Below are 18,292 nucleotides of genomic sequence, written 5' to 3'. Positions count from 1 at the left end.
TTCGCTCTACTTCCTGGAGGCCTGGAAGGCTTCGTAGTCCTTCTGGCCTGCATCCGTGAGCTGCTGCGGCGTTGCCCGGCCTGCGAGCAGGAGCTGCAGCTGGGTGCCCATCGTCTCGAGCATGGTCGGCGTGGACCAGTCGAAGTAGGGCACGTAGCCGTTGTTGGCGTCGAGCGCCTGCTGGCCTTTGACCTCGGATGCGAACTCAGGGTTGTTCGACGGCGTCTTCAGCCCGCTGTGGAGCAGCGGAAGGTAACCGCGGTCGACCGCGAGCTGCGCCGTCTGCTTGTTCGCCAGGTAGTCGAGGAAGGCTGCTGCGGCATCCGGATTCTTCGACTTGGTCGAGATCGACAGGTTGCCCGAAGGCGAACCGGTGCCGACGACCTTGGAGCTGTTGGCCTGCGGGAGCTGGATGTACCCGTAGGTCTGGCGCTGGGCTGCGGTGAAGGGGAGCGCGCCGGTGTACTCGAAGCGGAACGCGCCCTTGCCGTGCATGAACTGGTCAAGCGCATCCGCGTACTGGAGGCCCTGGTAGTTAGGCGTGAAGTATCCGGAGTCGGCCCACTTCTTGATGGTGGTCGCGGCCTGCGTGATGCCGGTGTCGCCCATCTTGACGTTTCCGGCCGAGTAGACGAAGTCACCGATGTTCTTGGCCGTGCCGTACAGGTCCTGCACGCTGAACAGGAGAGCAGTAGCCGAGTCCTTCTGGACGGAGCCGTACGCGATCGGGACCTGGCCGGCGGACTTCAGCTGGGCAAGGGCCTTCTCGAAGTCGTCGAGCGTCTTGGGCACGGCGATGCCGGCCTTGTCGAGGATCGCCTTGTTGTAGTAGAGGCCGATCAGGGAGGAACGGGCGGTGGGGGTCGCGTAGAGCGAGCCGGTTCCCATCTCCTTGCCGTCCGGAGTGAACTCCAGCTGGCGGAGCATGGTGTTGGGGATCTCCTTCTTCCAGCCGTAGAGGTCGCTGTACGCATCCAGGTTCATGATGCGGCCACCCTGCGCGAGGGTTCCCATCGACTGCCAGCCGTTGTTGACTGTGGCGATGTCGGGGCCGTTCGCGTCGGCAAGACGCAGGTTGAGGGTGTTCATGACCTGGCCCCAGTCCTGGACTGTGCGCTTGATCGTGATGTTGGGGTGCTTCTTCTCGAAGCCGGCGATGGAGGCGTCCATCCACTTGCTCTCGTCGCCCTGGAAGTAGTCCAGCATTTTGATGGTGACGGGCTTCGTCGTAAGGTCTTTCGACACCGCGGATTGCGTGCTGCTTGCGGCGGATCCGCCGGGCGCGCAGGCGCTGACAGCCAACAGCAGCGGAAGTGCAACGGCGATCGAGCCGATGATGTGTCTCTTCTTTGCCACGTTCGTGAGTCTCCTTTAACTCGGACTTCCGCTATGAAATGTCGCAGCGGGATAGTGAGCCAATAGTAAGCACGAGTAGACCAGATAATCCAGTTGTCTGAGAATATTGGTGCGAAATGCCAGCATTTCCGGATTTCCGGCCCTGTACACAGCTCCGGATGGACGTACCAGTGGGCCAACTGGTATAGTGCCCAACGTGAGCACTGAAACTGTGAGCGATACGGTCTACCGGCGGGTCGGCGAGTCGATCCGGCGCGGAGTCTACGCTCCCGGTGCGCGGCTGCCCGGCGAGCGCGACCTGGCCGACCAGCTCGGCGTAAGCCGCGCGACACTGCGTGTTGCGCTCGAGCGGCTCGAAAGCGAACAGGCCCTGTCCCGGTCGGCCCAGAGAGGCTGGTTCGTTCCGCGACCGACGGTAGGCGAGCCCCCGAGCACCCTCCAGAGTTTCACAGAGATGGCCCGCCTGCGTGGCCTGCACGCGACCGCCCAGGTCCTCGAACAGTCGGTGCGCTCCGCCACCTTCGAAGAGGCGACCCGCCTCGCGATCGCGCCCGGCGCCAGGGTCCTCTCGATCGTCCGGTTGCGCGGCATGGACGGCACACCTGTCTGCGTCGACTCGAACGTGCTCCCCCTCGCGCTGGCCGGCCCGCTCGTCGATGTCGACCTGACCGACCAGTCGCTGTACGAGAACCTCGAGACGAGGTGCGGGGTATCGATCGACCGCAGCGCCTACACCGTTCAGGCCGAGGCCGCGACGGCCGAGATGGCGCCGCTCCTGCAGATCCCTCAGGGCAGTCCCGTCCTCATCGGGCGCGAGGTCGCGTACACCTTCGAAGGCCACCCTGTGCTGCTCGGCCTGAACACGTATCGCGGCGATGCCTACCGCTTCGAGGCCGACCTCTACCGCACGCGGGCCTGAGCCATGAGTGTCGTCGTGGTCGGCAGCGCCAACGTCGACCTCGTCTATCGCGTTCAGCGAATCCCGGCCGCCGGCGAGACCGTGCTCGCGACGGGCTCGACCTCTGCGCCCGGCGGCAAAGGCAACAACCAGGTGACGGCGGCGGCGCGGGCAGGCGCGGACGCATCCTTCGTCGCGGCCATCGGAGCGGATGCGGCCGGCGACCGGCTGGTCGACAGCCTCGTGGAAAGCGGCGTCTCCCTCCACCTGCGGCGAACGGATGCGCCCACCGGCACGGCGATCATCGCCGTGGACGAGCTTGGGGAGAACGCGATCGTGGTCGACTCGGGCGCGAACGGGACCCTGATAGATCTGACGTCGACGGAGTGCGCGGTCATCGCGGATGCGCGTGTGCTGCTCCTCCAGTTGGAGACACCGCTCGAGACCGTCGCCGAGGCAGCCGCGGTCGCCCGCCGCGCCGGTACGCTCGTGGTGCTGAACGCCGCCCCGATCCGGCTCCTTCCCCGCGAGCTGCTGGCGGACACCGACGTGCTCATTGTGAACGAGCACGAGGCCGCGCACCTCGCAGCCGACCTTCGCGATGCGGGGCGTGTCGACGCCGACGAAAGGGCGCTCGCCGCAACGCTTGGGGAGCTTGGGCTGGCGGTGATCATCACGCTGGGTGCACGAGGTGCGTTCGTCAGCGTGCCAGAGCAGGGCGACGCTCATGTCGCGGGCCTGTCCGTCGACGCGGTCGACACGACGGGCTCCGGCGACACCTTCTGCGGGGCCCTGGTCGCCGAGTTGGAGCGGGCCGGGGCCTCGTCGACCGACCTCGCCACCCTCGTGCGCTGCGCGGAATTCGCTACCGCTGCCGCGGCACTCTCCGTGCAGCGGCCGGGAGCAGTCCCGTCCATTCCCACGCTCGACGAGATCCAGGCGTTCCGTTCGACGCTCTGACGCGCGCGGAGTTCATCGAGTTGACGGTCAGAGGGAATCCCTTGGCGACGAGCCACGAAAGTCGTTTTTTCGCGTCGGACAGTAGTGGTCGCGCCACGCCGGCTCAGCTGGCAGCCATATGACGCTGTGTATCGCGCAGCATGGTCAGCGGGCGCACCCGCGACCTATCATCGCCGGATGGGCGTGGACGGACTGCGAAGCGAGCCTCCGCTGACCAGCGAGCTGGCCTTCGAGCGACGCTGGTCGGTTCGGCTTCGTGTGGGTGCTCGAGCGAACGTCGTGGTGGGAATCGTTGCGCTGGTCGTCGCTGTCGCGGCGGCCGTCATCCTGGTGATCTCGTTCGCGACTGCGGGTGGCCCGACGCATACGACCATAGGCAGCGCTCGCCTCGGCTTGCTTCTCGCGCTCGCACTCGGCGCGGTCGGAGTAGCGGCGACCTGGCGGATCTGGCGCGTCACCCGCGACGGCCGCTGGGTCCCGACTTCGCCGATCCTTCCTGCCCTGGTCGAGGACGGCGGCCGGGTGGTGATCGAGAAATACAGCGGAGCGTGCCCGGAATGCGGGGGAAGGCTGCGCTTCTACAACCGGCCGGTGCGGTGGCACTACGAACCGGACGAGGCGGGCAGGCGCACCGTCGTTGACGAGCGGTCGCCGTCGGCGGAGTGCCGACGGGACACGCGCCATTGGTGGACGATCGACCGCTAGGCAGGAACCGCCAGCGTCTGAACGGCCTGCGTATAGCGGTCGATCACGAGGTCGACGAGGCCCGCCGGCGGCGCCTCGTCGGCCCGAAGCAGCGGAGCCGTGACCAGGTCCGCATCCGCGACCGCGGCCAGACGGGCGAAGTATCCGGGTGCCAGAAGGTAGGTGGCCACAGCGACGCGGGACTCCGGATGCGCATCCCGGGCCGCGGAGATCGCCTCGTCCAGACGCGGTTCGGCCGAGGCAAGGAAACCAACGGTGACCTCGGCTTTGAGCCGATCACCGAGGGCAGCCGCGACGGTGGCGCAGTCCGCGACGGCATCCGGGTCGCTCGAGCCTGCCGCCGCCAGCACCACGTGGTCGGTGTCGTCGGAGCCCGCCTCCCGCAGGCGCAGGGCGAGCAGGTCGACAAGGCGGTCGTCCGGTCCCAGGGCGGGGGCGACCGCCGTCGGCCGCGGCGCCACGCTGAGCGCCGCCTCCGCTATGTCGACTCTCACGTGGTAGCCGGTCGACAGGAGCAGCGGCACGATGACCAGCGGCGCGGTGCCCGGCGCGGTAGTGAGGGTCGTGGGGACATCGGGTTGTTGCACGTCGACGAAGCAGTCCAGAACCGGAGCGTCGACTCGTTCCGTGACGGCGTCGACGAGTGCGCGGATCGCCCTCTGTCCGGAGGGATCGCCCGTGCCGTGGGAGGGGAGGACCAGCACCGGCCCGGCCGACGTCATCCGCTCAGCTCCGCGAGCCGGGCCGGCCGCGAGTCGACCGGCGCCCAACCCGCGATCAGGTCGGCAGCCACGGCTGCGGCAGTGCGCGCGCCGGCTCCCGCCGCGACGATCAGCTGCTGTGGTCCTGGCGCAACGAGGTCGCCTGCCGCGTAGAGACCCGGGATGCCCGTGCGTCCTTCGGCGTCGGCGATCACGAAGCCCTCTTCGTCGATCGGCGGCCGATTGTCGAGGAACTCGATCGGCGACTCCCACAACGGTCGGACGAAGCCGCCGTCGACCGGGACGGACGTTCCGTCCGCGAGGCTCACGGCCTCGAGTCGGCCTCGATGACCGGTCAGCTCGGCGATCGGAGTGCGCACGACGCCGATGCCCTGTGAGGCGAGCTGCGCCTCTTCGTCGCGCGCGAGCTCAGCGACGCCGTTGGTGAAGACGGTCAGCTGGGCAGTCCACCGTGAGAGGTGAAGCGCGCGTGCAGCCAGGTCGTCGGTCTCGCCGATCAATGCGAGGGGCCGGTCGCGCAGCTCCCAGCCGTCGCACGCGACGCAGCTGAACACGCTCATCCCGTAGAACGAGCGCAGGCCGTCGACCTGCGGGAGCGTCTCGCGAAGGCCGGTCGCGAGGATCACCGTACGGGCGGCCACACGAACCGAGTCGCCGGCGACCCGCGATGAGAGCTCGACGACGAACGGATGCGAGCCCTCGTCTGCGCGGGACACGCGCGTCACCGTCGTGCGTTCGTGGACCCGTATGTGCGGATACTCGCGCAACTCGGCGACCCCGAGCTTGCGAAGCTCGTGCGGCGGGATGCCGTCACGACTGAGGAACCCATGGGATCGCAGCGTGGCCGCATTGCGGGGACGACCGGTGTCGATCAGCGCGACGGTCGCCAAGGCCCGCGCAAGGTTGAGCGACGCGGACAGCCCGGCTGGGCCGCCCCCGATGACCACGCAGTCCACGATGTCATCCGGAGCGCGCCCGGTTGCTCCGGCCTCAGGCGCCATGCGACACCTCCGCAGGCGGCACGGCGGAGATCACCGGGTGGTCCTTGGCGTAGACGCCCACCTTCGCAGCTCCCCCCGGTGAGCCGATGTCGTCGAAGAACTCGACATTGGCCGTGTAGTAGTCGGACCACTCGTCGGGCAGGTCGTCCTCGTAATAGATGGCCTCGACCGGGCAGACCGGCTCGCACGCACCGCAGTCCACGCACTCGTCGGGGTGGATGTACAGGGAGCGCTCACCCTCGTAGATGCAGTCGACCGGGCACTCGTCGATGCAGGCACGGTCCTTCACGTCGACGCAGGGGAGCGCGATCACGTAGGTCATGAGAGGGCCAGCACCTCGTCGCGCGAGATGGCGACCTGTTCGTCGCGCGGGACGACCTTCACCCGTTCGCGTTCGACGGCGAGCGGTGTGCTGGTTCCGAGGTGCCGCTCGTGCGCATCCAGTCGCAACCAGCCCGCCCAGGTCGTGAACGCCACTTCACGCGACGTGAGCAGGGAGAGGATGTCGCCGCCCGTCGGCTCTGTCGCAGTGAGAAGCGCCTCGAGGTCGTCGACGAGATTCTCGATCGTCTCGGTCGCGTCGCTCTTGGTGTGACCGATCAGCCCGACCGGTCCGCGTTTGATCCACCCCGTCGCGTACAGCCCCGGCACCGCCCTGCCTTCGGCGTCGATCACCCGGCCGCCGGCGTTCGGGATGGTCCCGGTCTCCGGTGCGAACGGGACATCGTTGACGGGCGACCCGTAGTAGCCCACGGCGCGGTAGACGGCACCGATGGGATAGTCGTGCACGGCGCCGGTGCCCACGAGTCGACCGTCGGCGTCGATCGCGGTGCGCTCGAACCGGATGGCCTCCACGTGTTGGTCGCCGAGAACTTCGAGGGGCTTGTGGAAGAAGTGCAGGTGCAGGCGCCGGCTGGCGCTCCCGACCTCGCGCTCCCGCCAGCTGCCGAAGATGCGCGCCATCACTTTGGACTGGTTGCTGGGTTTCGGTGCGCTGCCGGACGCGGTTGCGGATGCGCCGACGGCGGGGTTCGCCGACGCATCCACCGCGAAGTCCGCCTCGTCGAGGATGATGTCGACGTCGCGAAGCTCACCGAGCTCGCGCAGCTCGATCGGTGTGAACTTGACGTCGGCCGGTCCACGGCGTCCGAAGACGTGCACGTCGGTCACCGCGGAAGCCGTCAGCCCGGCGACCACGTTGTCCGGGATCTCGGTGGTCAGGAGGTCTTCCGGATGCTTGGCCAGGATCCGTGCGACGTCGAGAGCGACATTGCCGTTGCCGATGACCGCGACGTGCGCGGCGTCCAGGGTCCAGTCGCGCGGCACATCCGGGTGCCCGTCGTACCACGAGACGAAGTCGGCCGCTCCGTACGATCCGGCCAGTTCGACCCCCGGGATGTCGAGGTCGGCGTCCCGGATGGCCCCCGTTGCGAAGATCACAGCGTGGTAGTGCGCCCGCAGGTCGGCGACACTCAGGTCGGCACCCACCTCGACGTTGCCGATCAGCCGGATCGCACCGCCGTCGAGCATCTCGTGGAGCGAGGTGACGATGCCCTTGATGCGCGGGTGGTCGGGCGCCACCCCGTAGCGGATGAGCCCGTACGGAGCGGGCAGCGACTCGAAGAGGTCGATCGCCACCCCCGGCACGCGGTTGGCGAGAATGCTCCCCGCGTAGATTCCGGCGGGTCCTGCGCCGACGATGGCGACGCGGATCGGTCGGTTCATTCAGAGGCCTTTCGTCAGGTGATCGGTGAGAGCGGGCTGTAGCTGCGAATCGTGTTGGTGCGCGTGATGTCCGAGCCGCACCACGTCGCCGACGACGACCACGGCGGGTGAGCGCACGCCGAGTTCCGCCGCCTGGCGGCAGATGCCGGCGAGCGTTCCGACGGTGACGCGCTCGCCGGGGCCGTACGCATCCTCGATGATGGCCACCGGGCAGTCGTCGCCGCGTGCGCCATCGGCGAGGGTCGCAGCGGAGCGGGCGAGCCCCGACACGCCCATCAGCAGGACCACCGTGTGGTCCCGTCCGCCGGGGAGGTCGGCGAGCTGGTCGTGTCCGGTCACGACGGTGAACCCGGCGGCGACGCCACGGTGGGTGACGGGGATGCCCGCTACGGCCGGCGCCGAGATCGCACTGGTCACACCGGGCACCACCTGCACGGGCACGCCGGCTTCGCGGCAGAACTCGAGTTCTTCGCCACCACGGCCGAGCACGTACGGGTCGCCGCCCTTGAGGCGGAGGACACGGTGACCCGCCTGCGCGTAACGGACGAGGATCGCGTTGATCTCGTCCTGCGGAACCGGGTGGTGGCCCGGGAGTTTGCCGACGTCGATCACGGTGACCCGGTCGGAGAGCCCGGCGAGCAGGGTGCGAGGGCCGAGCCGGTCGGCGACCACGACGTCCGCCTGCGCGAGCAGGTCGCGTCCGCGCACGGTGATGAGGTCGGGGTCGCCGGGGCCGCCGCCGACGAGTGCGACGGTGCCGGCCGGGAAGTCGGCGCGGCGCGGGCGATCAGCGGGAGCGGGAACCGCAGCGAACGGCGCGACGGTGCCGTCGTCGATCCCTGCGGCGACCGCATCCCGTACCGCCATTGCGCGACGGGGGTCGCCGCCGGCCGCGACGCCGATGGTGACGCCGTGTCGCCGGGTCACAGCCGGAACCCAGGCGGCGGAGGCGTCGTGGTCGGATGCATCCACGCACCACACCCGGGATTCCTCGGCATCCGCTCGCACTGCCGCGTCGACCCGGGAGTCGCCGGTCGCGGTGTGCACGAGCCATTTCCCGTCGAGGTCGCCGGCGCGGTAGCCGCGGTCGACCCAGGTGACCGCGCCCGACCGGATGAGGTCGGCCAGTTCCGCGCACACCTCGGGCGCGACAACGGTGACGATGGCGTCGGCGACGATGAGCCCGGATGCACGGCGAGCGGCGACGGGGCCCCCGCCGACGACGAGGACGTCGCGTCCGGCGAGCCGAAGGGTGAGCGGGTAGAGGGGCTGGGCGGTCATCGGGATCCTGTCGGTCGAAGTCCACGGCGGCTGAGCAGTCCACGTTCGATCGGTGCGAAGACCAGGAGTTCGACGACGACGCCGATCACCAGGATCGTCAGCACCGTGGCCAGCACGGACGCGATGTCGGCGAGGTCGCGGCTCTGCTGGAGCATCGACCCCAGGCCGAATCCCATCGACCCGCCGGTGGCGATGATCTCGGCGGCCATGAGCGAACGCCACGAGAACGCCCACCCCTGCTTGAGTCCGCCGAAGTATCCCGGGAGTGCTGCGGGCAGCATCACCTTCGTCGACAGCTGGCGACGGGATGCGCCGAGCACGAGCCCGACGCGCCGCAGTGCCGGCGGCACCTGGTCGACCCCGGCGAGCAGTCCGTTGACGATCGATGGGATCGCACCCATCAGCACGACGAAGTAGACCGCGCCGTCGCTGAGCCCGAACCAGAGGATCGCAGCAGGGACCCAGGCCACGGACGGCAGCACCTGCAGGCCCGAGATGATCGGCCCGAACGCCCGCCGCAGCGGTGCGACCTCGGCGAGCAGAAGACCGATCGGCGTGGCGACGAGGATCGCGATGACGAACCCGGTCGCTCCGCGCGTGAGACTGGTGGTGACGGCGAGCTGCAACTGACCGGAGGTCCAGGCGTCCCCGAGTGCGGCGCCGACGTCGGCGGGGCCGGGCACGATGTCCGGGCGCGGATGCGCCACCAGGACGTAGACCTGCCAGGCGGCCACCAGCGCGATGAGGAGGGCGAGCGTCGGCAGGGTTGCGCGGAGCACCCGGCGGAGGGTGCTGCGCGGCCGTACGTCGACCGACTGCAGCGCATCCAGTCCGGACTCGATGCTCCGCAGGTCGTCGTGGTCGGGCGCGATCCGTTCGCGCACGTCCACAGGCTCGGTGAGCTTCACGGTGTCAGGCAGCATTTGCTCGGATCCCTTGTCGCAGTCGCCCGGTGATCTCGGCCTGCAGGTCGGCGAGGTCGGCGGCGGTCATCGTCGCGCGGGCGGCGCGATCGATCGACCACTCGGCCGCGATGCGTCCCGGGCGTGAACCGAGCAGGATGATCCGGTCGCCCAGGGTGATCGCCTCGCCCACGTTGTGGGTGACGAAGACGATGGTGCGGCCCGTCTCCAGCCAGATGCGCTCCAGTTCGACATGCAGCAGGTCGCGCGTGATGGCGTCGACCGCGGCGAACGGCTCATCCATCAGCAAGACGGGGCGGTCCTGAGCGAGCGCACGGGCGAGGGCGACGCGCTGGCGCATCCCCCCGGAGAGCTGGTGCGGTCGCTTGTCCGCGGCCGGCGCGAGGTTGACGAGATCGAGCAGGTCGAGGGCCTGTTCGCGCCGCTCGGCCGCGGCGACCCCGCGAAGCTCCAGCGCGAACTCGACGTTGCGGCGTGCGGTCAGCCACGGCAGGAGCGCCGACTCCTGGAACATCATCGCCGCGCGCTCGCCGGTCACCTCGACAGTGCCCGTCGTGGGGGGCTCCAGGCCGGCGATGATGCTGAGCAGGGTGGACTTGCCGCAACCGGATGCGCCGACGAGGCACACGAACTCACCGGCGCGCACGTCGAGCGAGATCTCCTCGAGCACCAGGGGTGCGCTCGGTTCGTACCGCTTGGAGAGGCGGTCGAGCCGGATCGCGGTTTCGGCGGACACGGCTCACTCGCCTCCGGTGGAGATCGCGGAGAGGCCGGACTTGGCCCGCAGGGTGTTCAGCGCCGACAGGTCGAGGAGGCCCTTGATCGATCCGGCCTTGCCCGTGCCGACGGCCACCGCGTGCGAGACGAGGGTCGGGTACGCCGAGGCGACAGGGTCGTTCGAGAAAGTGACCTTGCTGAGGGCGCGGTCGATGACCGCTGTGGACAGGGTCTTCCCGGTGTCGGCCTTCAGCTTCTCGTTCAGGAGCTCGGCCGCCTCCGGCTTGTGCGTGTTCAGCCAGGTGATCGCATCCGCGTTGCCCTTGACCAGTGCGGCGACGGTCTGCGGATGCGCGACGAGGAACTGCTTCGACACGACGAGGACCGTGGTCGGGAACGTCTTCTTCGGCCAGAGCGACGCCTCGTCGACCAGCACCTTGGCGCCCGCATCCACGACGAGCCGGGACGCCCACGGCTCGGGCAGCCACGCTCCGTCGAGCTTGCCGGTCTTGAAGAGCGCCAGGGTCTGGGCGTTTTCGGTCGGGTTGATGGTCACATCCCCCGAACCGGAGACCTGCGTCTGGTAGCCCTTCGACTTCAGCCAGAAGCGCAACGCGACATCCTGCGTGTTGCCGAGCTGCGGCGAAGCGAGTGTCTTGCCTTTGAGATCGGCTGCAGATGTGATGCCGGGGGCGACCACAAGGGATGCGCCGCCGTTCGTCGCGCCGGCGACGATCTTCAGGGACTCACCGTGGCTCTTGATGTAGGAGTTGATCGCCGGGCTCGGGCCGATGTACGCTGCGTCGATCGCGCCGGCGGTGAGCGCCTCGATCTCGGCCGGCCCCGCGTTGAAGATCTGTGCCGAGAGTTTCGTCTTGCCGAGGGCGGACTGAAGGGTGCCGGATTGCAGGCCGACGAGGGCCGGCCCGTGGGTGATGTTGTCGAAGAAGCCGAGGCGGAGCGTCGCGGCCGGAGCGGTGGTGGGCGTTGAAGCCTGGGCGGAGCTGCACGCTGCGAGAAGCGCGGCTGACGCGACGGCGAGGGCGACGGCGGCCGCGACGCGGCCCTTCCGGCGCGCGTTGGTGAGGGGGTTCCTGCGATTGGTGCGAGTCATGAGACGGGCCTTTCGATGGAACGGACGATTCCGGCCGCGAGCGTGCCGCCGTCCTGCGGATGGATGAGAAGGAAGGCGCCGGAGCGCCGGTGGATCGTGAACTCGTCGAGTGCGAGCGGGGAGCCCGTCTCGATGCGTGCGAGACCGATGTCGTTGAGCTCGAGACGCTCCGCGGGTTCCAGGCGGAACGTGTCCAGGTCGCGCCGGCCCTCCAGCGAACTCACGCGGGCCTGCACGATCGAGGTGCCGGACTTCACCAGCAGGCGGTCGCCCACGGCGAGCGGGCGGTGCCCGAGCCAGAACAGCTCCGCCACGAAACTGTTCGTGCCCTCGGGCACGCTGCCCGCCGAGCCGATCAGGGCGCCGCGGGCCAGGTCGAGGTCGTGCTCCAGCTCGACGGCGACCGACTGCGGCGCGGATGCTTCGGCGACGTGGCGGCCGGCGACGGTGATGGAGCGGACGACGGTGGATGCACCTCCTGGGTGCACGTCCACAGCATCGCCGATGCGTACCGTGCCACTCGAGAGCTGACCGGCATAGGCGCGGTAGTCGCGGAACTCCTCCGGCTCAGCGACGGTCGGCGAGACGGCCCCCTGCGGGCGGAGCACCAACTGGACCGGCAGCCGGAAGTCGGCGCTGCGGCTTTCACGCGCATCCGTCGTCGGCAGCGTTTCGAGCAGTTCGAGCAGGGTCTCGCCGGAGTACCACGGCGTGCGGGTCGAGCGCTCGACCACGTTGTCGCCGTCGAGGGCCGAGACCGGTACGACGCGCACATCCTCGAGTCCGAGCTCGTCGGTGACCGCGAGCAGGTCGGCGGTCAGGGCGGCGATCGGTTCTTCGGCGAAACCGAGGAGGTCGATCTTGTTGACCGCGACGATCACGTGCGGCACCCGCAGCAGCGCGAGGACCGAGAGGTGACGGCGGGTCTGCTCGAGCACGCCCTTGCGCGCGTCGACGAGCACGATGACCGCATCCGCGGTGGTGGCGCCGGTGACCATGTTGCGCGTGTACTGCACGTGGCCGGGGCAGTCGGCCAGGATGAACGACCGGCGGCCCGTCGTGAAGTAGCGGTAGGCGACATCGATGGTGATGCCTTGCTCGCGTTCGGCTCGCAGCCCGTCGGTGAAGAGAGCGAGATCGATCGCGCCGCTGTCGCCGCCGAAGCCGCGCTCGCGGGACGTCCGGGCGACCGCTTCGAGCTGGTCGACGAGGATTGACTTGCTGTCGTGCAGCAGGCGCCCGACGAGTGTCGACTTGCCGTCGTCGACGGAGCCCGCGGTCGCGAACCGGAACAGCGTGCCGGTCGTCGACGGCGCCACGACCACCGGAGAGTACTCGGTTGTCAGCGTCATCAGAAATAGCCCTCTCGTTTGCGGTCCTCCATGGCGGCTTCCGAGATCCGGTCGTCCGCGCGGGTCGCCCCGCGTTCGGTGATCGTGGATGCCGCGACCTCGCGGACGACGTCGGCGACGGTGAGCGCATCCGATTCGACGGCCCCGGTGCAGCTCATGTCCCCGACGGTGCGGTAGCGCACCTGGACCCGCTGCACCTGCTCGTCCGGGCGCGGCTCGGAGACCGGGCCGACAGCGCGCCACATCCCGTCGCGGCGGAAGACGTCGCGCTCGTGCGCGTAGTAGAGAGGAGGGAGTTCGATGCCTTCGCGCTCGATGTAGCGCCAGACGTCGAGTTCGGTCCAGTTGCTGATCGGGAACGCGCGCACGTGCTCGCCCGGGCGGTGGCGGCCGTTGTAGAGGTTCCAGAGTTCGGGACGCTGGTTGCGCGGATCCCACTGGCCGAAGCCGTCGCGCAGCGAGATGATGCGTTCCTTCGCCCGCGCCTTGTCCTCATCGCGCCGTGCGCCGCCGAAGACGGCGTCGTGCCGCCCGGCGGCGATGGCGTCGAGCAACGGAAGCGTCTGGAGTGGGTTCCTGGTGCCGTCCGTGCGCTCCTCGAGGCGGCCGTCGTCGAGGTAGTCCTGCACGCGAGCGACGGTCAGCCGCACGCCCAGCTTCTCGACCGTGGCGTCGCGGAAGGCGAGCACTTCGGGAAAGTTGTGGCCGGTGTCGACATGCAGCACCGGGAACGGCACACGTCCCGGCCAGAACGCCTTTGCCGCGAGGTGCAGCACGACCACGGAATCCTTGCCGCCCGAGAAGAGCAGCACCGGACGCTCGAACTCGGCGACCACCTCGCGGATGATGTGGATGGCCTCGCTCTCAAGCACGTCGAGGATGTCGCCGGCGCGCGTGGCGCCGGCCGAAAGCGTCGTCTCGATGGTCATTCGTGGAGTCCGCATTCCGTCTTGCCGAGACCGGCCCAGCGGCCCGACCGTGGGTCCGCTCCGGGAGCGACGCGCGCAGTGCACGGGGCGCATCCGATCGAGGGGTAGCCGTCGGCCATCAGCGGGTTCACGGGCACTGAGAACGCGGATGCGTAGTCGAGGAGCTGGTCGAAGGTCCACGCGGCCAGCGGGTTGACCTTCACGAGCCCGTTCTTCGCATCCCAGGCGATGAGCGGCGTCGCCGTCCGCGTCGGCGCCTCCTCGCGTCGCACGCCTGTGAACCAGAGTTCGTAGGGCTCGAGCGAGCGGCCGAGCGGTTCGACCTTGCGCAGCGCGCAGCACAGGTTGGGATCGCGGGCGAACAGGTCTTTGCCGTGATCCGCATCCTGTTCGGCGACGGTTCGCTTCGGCAGCACGTCGACGACGCGGACGGACAGCTCCCGGGCGACGGTGTCGCGCGTCGCGTACGTCTCCGGAAAGTGGTAGCCGGTGTCGAGGAAGAGCACGTCGATCCCGGGCAGGTACTGCGAGACGAGGTGGGGGAGCACCGCGTCGGCCATCGAGCAGGCGACGGTCGCGAGGCTGGTGTCGAAGTTGCGGGCGACCCAGGCGACGACCGCGTCGGCCGGCGCGTCGCCCAGCTCGCGGGCGCCGCTCTCGGCCAGTGCCTGCAGCTCGTCGTTCGATCGCCGCAGCGGGGTTTCGCGTGCGATGGTCATTTCAGCGCCTCCTCGTCCGCGCGGTGGGCCCACTCCGCGAACGTCTCCTCGTTCTCCCGGTCCTTCAGGAAGCGGTGGACCAGGCGCTCGACGTAGTCGGGCAGGTCGGTGGTCGTCACCTTGAGGCCGCGGATGGTCCGGCCGAGCCCGGGCTCGGCCCGGTCGCTCGACGCGAGGCCGCCGCCGAGGTGCACCTGGAATCCGGGTGTCTGTCCGCCGTTGCCGTCGGGCAGCAGTTGTCCTTTGAGCCCGATGTCGGCGGTCTGGATGCGGGCACACGAGTTCGGGCATCCGTTCACGTGCAGCGAGATCGGTGCGGGCAATTCGATGCCGGCGAGGCGCTTCTCGAGTTCACCGACGGCGCGCGTCGCGGCCGCTTTCGTCTCGACGATCGCGAGCTTGCAGTATTCGAGACCCGTGCAGGCGATCGTGGAACGCCGGAACGCACTCGGACGCGCGGACAGCCCGATCTCGTCCACCGCAGCGATCACGGTCTCGACGCGGTGTTCGGGGATGTCGAGCAGCACCAGCTTCTGGTGCGGTGTCGTGCGCAGTCGGCGGGATCCGTTCTCTTCGAGGATCTCGGCCAAGCGGGTGAGCCCCGAACCGGAGATCCGGCCGACGATCGGGGTCACACCGATGTAGAACGCGCCGTCCTTCTGCCGGTGAACGCCGATGTGGTCGCCGGGTGTCGTCGGGGTCGGCGCAGCCGGTCCGTCGGGCAGCGGCGCGTCGAGGTATTCGTCCTCGAGCACCTGTCGGAACTTCTCGGTGCCCCAGTCGGCGAGCAGGAACTTCAGGCGTGCCTTGTTGCGGAGGCGGCGGTAGCCGTAGTCGCGGAAGATCGCGGTCACGCCGTACCAGGCCTCGGCGACCCGGTCGGGTTCGACGAAGACGCCGAGCCGTTCGGCCAGGCGCGGGGCCGTGGACAGTCCGCCTCCGACCCACAGGTCGTAGCCGACCCCGAGCTCCGGATGCTCGACCGCGACGAACGCGACGTCGTTGATCTCGTGCACGACATCCTGACTCGGATGCCCGGTGAGGGCCGTCTTGAACTTGCGGGGCAGGTTCGCCAGCTCGGGGTCACCGATGTAGCGCTCCGTGATGGCGGCGATGGCCGGGGTCGGGTCGATCAGTTCGTCGGCGGCGATGCCGGCCACGGGGGATCCGAGTACAACGCGGGGCACGTCGCCGCACGCCTCGGTCGTTCCCAGACCGACGCCTTCGAGCCGTCGCCAGATCTCAGGAACATCCTCGACGCGGATCCAGTGGAGCTGGATGTTCTGCCGATCGGTCAGGTCGGCCGAATCACGCGCGAACTCGGTCGAGATCCCGCCGATGACACGAAGCTGTTCGGTCGACAGCTGGCCGCCGTCGATGCGCACCCGCAGCATGAAGTACTTGTCCTCGAGCTCCTCCGGTTCGAGGGTTGCGGTCTTGCCGCCGTCGATCCCCGGTTTGCGCTGGGTGTACAACCCCCACCACCGGAAGCGGCCGTGCAGGTCGGTCGGGTCGATGCTGTCGAAGCCCAGACGCGAGTAGGTGCTCTCGATGCGTTCGCGGACGCTGAGGCCGCCGTCCTCCTGCTTCCAGGCCTCGTTTCCGTTCAGCGGCGTCGTGCCGTCGACCTTCCACTGCCCGTTGCTGCGCTGGCTGCCGCCGGTCAGCGGGCGACGCGGCGCGAGGGTGGTGGGAGCGCTGCTGGCGCTGTCGTGCATGCGGAACTCCTCGGCTGACGCTCGGATGGGGGTTGGTTCCGAAAGCTAGCTGAGGGCGTAACGCGCGGTCGAGGCTCGCTGAAACACGACGACACAGGGGGCAACACGCGTCGGATTGTGACGCCCGCTGTTGACATTTCGCGCTTGCCGGCGCCCGCGCCTGCCGAGTGTCGCCGTTCCGGTCGAGATCGCCTGCTGCAGCGGGCACTCTCGGCCGCAACGGTCACTCTCGAGGATGGGCTCGGCGCCGAGCGCCTCAGCGGATGCCGACGGCGCGGCGCGCGTTGACGGTCTTCGTCTGCGACGGCAGCGTGAACACGTCGACGAAGGTGCCGATCCCGAGGAGGCCCCAGGTCAGCAGCCACAGGATGCCGCGGCCGTACTTGCCCAGATAGAAGTGCTGGATGCCGGCGAGGCCGATGAGCGTGAACAGCATGAAGAAATAGGCAGCCCCGGTCGACTTCGACCGCAGCGGCGCGACAGGGATCTGAACTGTGCTGGGCATGATGTCCTCGTCGCTGAGTGTAGCGGGGCTTGCCTGCCACGCACCATGGGCGTATATTCACCCATATGGGTGAATATCAAATGGGCACGCCGGCCCGGACGCAAACCCTCGACCGGGTGTTCAGCGCGATCTCCGATCCGACCCGACGCGAGATCCTGACGCGGCTCTCGGCGGCGGATGAACGTGTGACGGATGTGGCGCGTCACTTCTCGATCTCCCTCAACTCCGTCTCGAAGCACGTTCGCGTTCTCGAGCAGGCCGGACTCGTCAGTCGTTCCGTGCGGGGGCGCAACCACGTGCTCTCGCTGAACGCCGCGCCGATGGCGGAGGCCGCCGACTGGATCGAGTACTACCGGGTCTTCTGGACCGACCGCCTCGCATCCCTCGACCGCTTCGTCACCGGCACCCTCGCATCCGGCACCGCCCCGTCCGCCACCCCGACCAGCACCACCCCGAGCGACACCAGCACGACCACGACCGACAAGGGAGCATCCGCATGACTCTGTACACCCCCAATGGCACGCTCGTCGTCAAACGCGTCATCGCCGCACCCGCCGAGATCATCTTCGACGCGTGGACCGACGCCGACAGCTTCGCGACCTGGATGACGGCGGGTCCCGTCACCCACGCGGAAGCCACGACGGACCCGCAGGTGGGCGGGGAGTTCACCGTCATGGTGCACACCCCGACCCAGGCGCTCCCGCATCGGGGTACCTACCTGGTCATCGACCGTCCGCGCCGGCTCTCCTTCACATGGCAGTCGCCGAACACCGATGACAAGGAGACCGTGGTCACGGTCGACTTCACGGAGGTCGCGGCCGGCACGGAGGTCGCCGTGACCCACGAAGGGCTGCCCGGCCGTCGTGCCTGGGACGCCCACTCGGGCGGCTGGATCGCCTGCCTCGAAGCCCTCGAGCGGCTCGCTGTCGCACGCAGTGTCAGCCCTCATGCCTGACACACGGCTGGAGGATCGGATGCACGCCGCACGGCTCCGCATCACCGCCCTGACCGCGACGCTCGGCCTCGCCGCCTCTGCGTGGGCTGTCACGCTCTGGCAGGCGAACGGCATGGACCTGGGCGTTTCGACCCGGCTCGGACCGCTCGCATTCTTCGTGCCCCTGTGGATCGCGATGATGGCCGCGATGATGCTGCCGGGGGCCGCGCCGGCGGTCGTCCGCAGCGCCGAAGCGACCGGCCGCGTCACAACGGTACCCGCCTTCATCGCGGCCTACCTCGCCGTCTGGACCCTCGTCGGCCTGGCCGTCTTCGCCCTCTATCGTCCGCACGCGACGCTCGTCGCCGGCGTGGTGGCGATCGCTGCCGGCGTGTACGAGCTGACCCCGCTGAAGAGACGGTTCCGCGAGCACTGCCTGCGCAGCATCCGCTCGGGCTTCGTGTTCGGGCTGTACTGCGTGGGCTCCAGTATCGGACTCATGTTGCTGCTGGTCGCGCTGAGCGTGATGAGTATCCCGTGGATGTTCGCGATCGCCGTCGTCGTCGTGGCGCAGAAACTCGTGCCTCCGCGACGCGCGATCGACCTGACCGTCGCGCTGGCGATCATCGCGCTCGGCGTGCTGATCGTCGTCGCGCCGAGCTGGGTACCGGGGCTGCTGCCGCAGATGCCGCCGATGCCCCCGATGTAACCGACACATTGCAAGGAGAAGGAC

At 69.0% G+C, this 18,292-nt stretch carries 20 protein-coding genes; 6 read left to right on the top strand and 14 right to left on the bottom strand.

Features of this window, described 5'->3' with window-relative positions:
• Positions 1-6: 6 nt before the first annotated feature.
• Positions 7-1,356: an extracellular solute-binding protein gene (locus tag G3T36_RS01690; RefSeq protein ID WP_163287680.1), complete on the bottom strand. Its 1,350-nt coding sequence runs from the start codon at positions 1,354-1,356 to the stop codon at positions 7-9.
• Positions 1,357-1,552: 196 nt separating this feature from the next.
• Here G3T36_RS01690 and G3T36_RS01685 point away from each other — a divergent pair, with 196 nt between their 5' ends.
• The 3 genes from G3T36_RS01685 to G3T36_RS01675 all read left to right on the top strand — a co-directional run bounded on the left by G3T36_RS01685 (position 1,553) and on the right by G3T36_RS01675 (position 3,919).
• Complete coding sequence (locus tag G3T36_RS01685; RefSeq protein ID WP_205244984.1) at positions 1,553-2,275, top strand: UTRA domain-containing protein; 723 nt, start codon at positions 1,553-1,555, stop codon at positions 2,273-2,275.
• Positions 2,276-2,278: 3 nt separating this feature from the next.
• Positions 2,279-3,214: a ribokinase gene (locus tag G3T36_RS01680; protein ID WP_163287679.1), complete on the top strand. Its 936-nt coding sequence runs from the start codon at positions 2,279-2,281 to the stop codon at positions 3,212-3,214.
• A gap of 177 nt (positions 3,215-3,391) precedes the next feature.
• On the top strand, positions 3,392-3,919 hold the full coding sequence (locus G3T36_RS01675; RefSeq protein ID WP_163287678.1) for a hypothetical protein: 528 nt from the start codon (positions 3,392-3,394) through the stop codon (positions 3,917-3,919).
• On the opposite strand, the gene G3T36_RS01670 is transcribed toward G3T36_RS01675, so the two are convergent.
• The 13 genes from G3T36_RS01670 to G3T36_RS01610 form a co-directional block, all read right to left on the bottom strand.
• Positions 3,916-4,641 carry a sirohydrochlorin chelatase gene (locus G3T36_RS01670; protein ID WP_163287677.1) on the bottom strand — a complete coding sequence of 242 codons (726 nt, stop codon included), beginning with the start codon at positions 4,639-4,641 and terminating at the stop codon, positions 3,916-3,918. The genes G3T36_RS01675 and G3T36_RS01670 overlap by 4 nt on opposite strands.
• The gene (locus tag G3T36_RS01665; protein WP_163287676.1) at positions 4,638-5,642 is read right to left on the bottom strand and encodes an NAD(P)/FAD-dependent oxidoreductase; all 1,005 of its coding nucleotides are present in this window, start codon (positions 5,640-5,642) and stop codon (positions 4,638-4,640) included. Before G3T36_RS01665 ends, G3T36_RS01670 begins: the two co-directional genes overlap by 4 nt.
• On the bottom strand, positions 5,632-5,964 hold the full coding sequence (gene fdxA, locus G3T36_RS01660) for a ferredoxin (protein WP_163287675.1): 333 nt from the start codon (positions 5,962-5,964) through the stop codon (positions 5,632-5,634). Before fdxA ends, G3T36_RS01665 begins: the two co-directional genes overlap by 11 nt.
• Complete coding sequence (locus G3T36_RS01655) at positions 5,961-7,367, bottom strand: FAD-dependent oxidoreductase (protein WP_163287674.1); 1,407 nt, start codon at positions 7,365-7,367, stop codon at positions 5,961-5,963. Before G3T36_RS01655 ends, fdxA begins: the two co-directional genes overlap by 4 nt.
• Positions 7,368-8,648, bottom strand: a complete 1,281-nt coding sequence (gene cobA / locus G3T36_RS01650; protein ID WP_163287673.1) for a uroporphyrinogen-III C-methyltransferase — start codon at positions 8,646-8,648, stop codon at positions 7,368-7,370. It abuts the gene before it with no gap.
• The gene (locus G3T36_RS01645; RefSeq protein WP_163287672.1) at positions 8,645-9,571 is read right to left on the bottom strand and encodes an ABC transporter permease; all 927 of its coding nucleotides are present in this window, start codon (positions 9,569-9,571) and stop codon (positions 8,645-8,647) included. The genes cobA and G3T36_RS01645 overlap by 4 nt, the downstream gene beginning before the upstream one ends.
• Positions 9,561-10,307: an ATP-binding cassette domain-containing protein gene (locus tag G3T36_RS01640; protein WP_163287671.1), complete on the bottom strand. Its 747-nt coding sequence runs from the start codon at positions 10,305-10,307 to the stop codon at positions 9,561-9,563. Before G3T36_RS01640 ends, G3T36_RS01645 begins: the two co-directional genes overlap by 11 nt.
• Positions 10,308-10,310: 3 nt before the next feature.
• Positions 10,311-11,402: an ABC transporter substrate-binding protein gene (locus G3T36_RS01635; RefSeq protein WP_163287670.1), complete on the bottom strand. Its 1,092-nt coding sequence runs from the start codon at positions 11,400-11,402 to the stop codon at positions 10,311-10,313.
• A complete protein-coding gene (locus G3T36_RS01630; protein WP_163287669.1) occupies positions 11,399-12,754 on the bottom strand; it encodes a sulfate adenylyltransferase subunit 1 in 1,356 nt (451 codons plus the stop codon). Before G3T36_RS01630 ends, G3T36_RS01635 begins: the two co-directional genes overlap by 4 nt.
• On the bottom strand, positions 12,754-13,683 hold the full coding sequence (cysD, locus tag G3T36_RS01625) for a sulfate adenylyltransferase subunit CysD (RefSeq protein WP_240148222.1): 930 nt from the start codon (positions 13,681-13,683) through the stop codon (positions 12,754-12,756). The genes G3T36_RS01630 and cysD overlap by 1 nt, the downstream gene beginning before the upstream one ends.
• The gene (locus tag G3T36_RS01620; protein ID WP_163287667.1) at positions 13,680-14,402 is read right to left on the bottom strand and encodes a phosphoadenylyl-sulfate reductase; all 723 of its coding nucleotides are present in this window, start codon (positions 14,400-14,402) and stop codon (positions 13,680-13,682) included. Before G3T36_RS01620 ends, cysD begins: the two co-directional genes overlap by 4 nt.
• The gene (locus tag G3T36_RS01615; RefSeq protein WP_163287666.1) at positions 14,399-16,120 is read right to left on the bottom strand and encodes a nitrite/sulfite reductase; all 1,722 of its coding nucleotides are present in this window, start codon (positions 16,118-16,120) and stop codon (positions 14,399-14,401) included. The genes G3T36_RS01620 and G3T36_RS01615 overlap by 4 nt, the downstream gene beginning before the upstream one ends.
• A gap of 256 nt (positions 16,121-16,376) precedes the next feature.
• Positions 16,377-16,625: an NINE protein gene (locus tag G3T36_RS01610; protein WP_163287665.1), complete on the bottom strand. Its 249-nt coding sequence runs from the start codon at positions 16,623-16,625 to the stop codon at positions 16,377-16,379.
• 65 nt (positions 16,626-16,690) lie between these two features.
• Here G3T36_RS01610 and G3T36_RS01605 point away from each other — a divergent pair, with 65 nt between their 5' ends.
• From G3T36_RS01605 to G3T36_RS01595, 3 genes are read left to right on the top strand one after another with little or no spacing between them, the layout of a single operon-like run.
• Positions 16,691-17,125 (top strand): ArsR/SmtB family transcription factor, encoded by a 435-nt coding sequence (locus G3T36_RS01605; RefSeq protein ID WP_205244983.1) that lies wholly within the window; start codon positions 16,691-16,693, stop codon positions 17,123-17,125.
• On the top strand, positions 17,122-17,580 hold the full coding sequence (locus G3T36_RS01600; protein WP_163287664.1) for an SRPBCC family protein: 459 nt from the start codon (positions 17,122-17,124) through the stop codon (positions 17,578-17,580). Before G3T36_RS01605 ends, G3T36_RS01600 begins: the two co-directional genes overlap by 4 nt.
• Positions 17,573-18,268 (top strand): DUF2182 domain-containing protein, encoded by a 696-nt coding sequence (locus G3T36_RS01595; RefSeq protein ID WP_163287663.1) that lies wholly within the window; start codon positions 17,573-17,575, stop codon positions 18,266-18,268. Before G3T36_RS01600 ends, G3T36_RS01595 begins: the two co-directional genes overlap by 8 nt.
• Positions 18,269-18,292 lie beyond the last annotated feature (24 nt).

Origin of the sequence: Leifsonia tongyongensis (assembly GCF_010686705.1) — a bacterium.
GTDB classification, from domain to species: Bacteria; Actinomycetota; Actinomycetes; order Actinomycetales; family Microbacteriaceae; genus Diaminobutyricibacter; species Diaminobutyricibacter tongyongensis.
Note: the sequence above shows the minus strand (reverse complement) of the source record. Positions and strands in the feature narration are given on the sequence as shown.

Coding starts and splice junctions, on each gene's coding strand:
- G3T36_RS01630 (WP_163287669.1), bottom strand. CDS start 12,754: ATGACGCTGACAACCGAGTACTCTCCGGTGGTCGTGGCGCCGTCGACG.
- G3T36_RS01605 (WP_205244983.1), top strand. CDS start 16,691: ATGGGTGAATATCAAATGGGCACGCCGGCCCGGACGCAAACCCTCGAC.
- G3T36_RS01665 (WP_163287676.1), bottom strand. CDS start 5,642: ATGGCGCCTGAGGCCGGAGCAACCGGGCGCGCTCCGGATGACATCGTG.
- G3T36_RS01595 (WP_163287663.1), top strand. CDS start 17,573: ATGCCTGACACACGGCTGGAGGATCGGATGCACGCCGCACGGCTCCGC.
- G3T36_RS01655 (WP_163287674.1), bottom strand. CDS start 7,367: ATGAACCGACCGATCCGCGTCGCCATCGTCGGCGCAGGACCCGCCGGA.
- G3T36_RS01645 (WP_163287672.1), bottom strand. CDS start 9,571: ATGCTGCCTGACACCGTGAAGCTCACCGAGCCTGTGGACGTGCGCGAA.
- G3T36_RS01615 (WP_163287666.1), bottom strand. CDS start 16,120: ATGCACGACAGCGCCAGCAGCGCTCCCACCACCCTCGCGCCGCGTCGC.
- G3T36_RS01620 (WP_163287667.1), bottom strand. CDS start 14,402: ATGACCATCGCACGCGAAACCCCGCTGCGGCGATCGAACGACGAGCTG.
- G3T36_RS01600 (WP_163287664.1), top strand. CDS start 17,122: ATGACTCTGTACACCCCCAATGGCACGCTCGTCGTCAAACGCGTCATC.
- G3T36_RS01680 (WP_163287679.1), top strand. CDS start 2,279: ATGAGTGTCGTCGTGGTCGGCAGCGCCAACGTCGACCTCGTCTATCGC.
- cysD (WP_240148222.1), bottom strand. CDS start 13,683: ATGACCATCGAGACGACGCTTTCGGCCGGCGCCACGCGCGCCGGCGAC.
- fdxA (WP_163287675.1), bottom strand. CDS start 5,964: ATGACCTACGTGATCGCGCTCCCCTGCGTCGACGTGAAGGACCGTGCC.
- cobA (WP_163287673.1), bottom strand. CDS start 8,648: ATGACCGCCCAGCCCCTCTACCCGCTCACCCTTCGGCTCGCCGGACGC.
- G3T36_RS01670 (WP_163287677.1), bottom strand. CDS start 4,641: ATGACGTCGGCCGGGCCGGTGCTGGTCCTCCCCTCCCACGGCACGGGC.
- G3T36_RS01610 (WP_163287665.1), bottom strand. CDS start 16,625: ATGCCCAGCACAGTTCAGATCCCTGTCGCGCCGCTGCGGTCGAAGTCG.
- G3T36_RS01635 (WP_163287670.1), bottom strand. CDS start 11,402: ATGACTCGCACCAATCGCAGGAACCCCCTCACCAACGCGCGCCGGAAG.
- G3T36_RS01675 (WP_163287678.1), top strand. CDS start 3,392: ATGGGCGTGGACGGACTGCGAAGCGAGCCTCCGCTGACCAGCGAGCTG.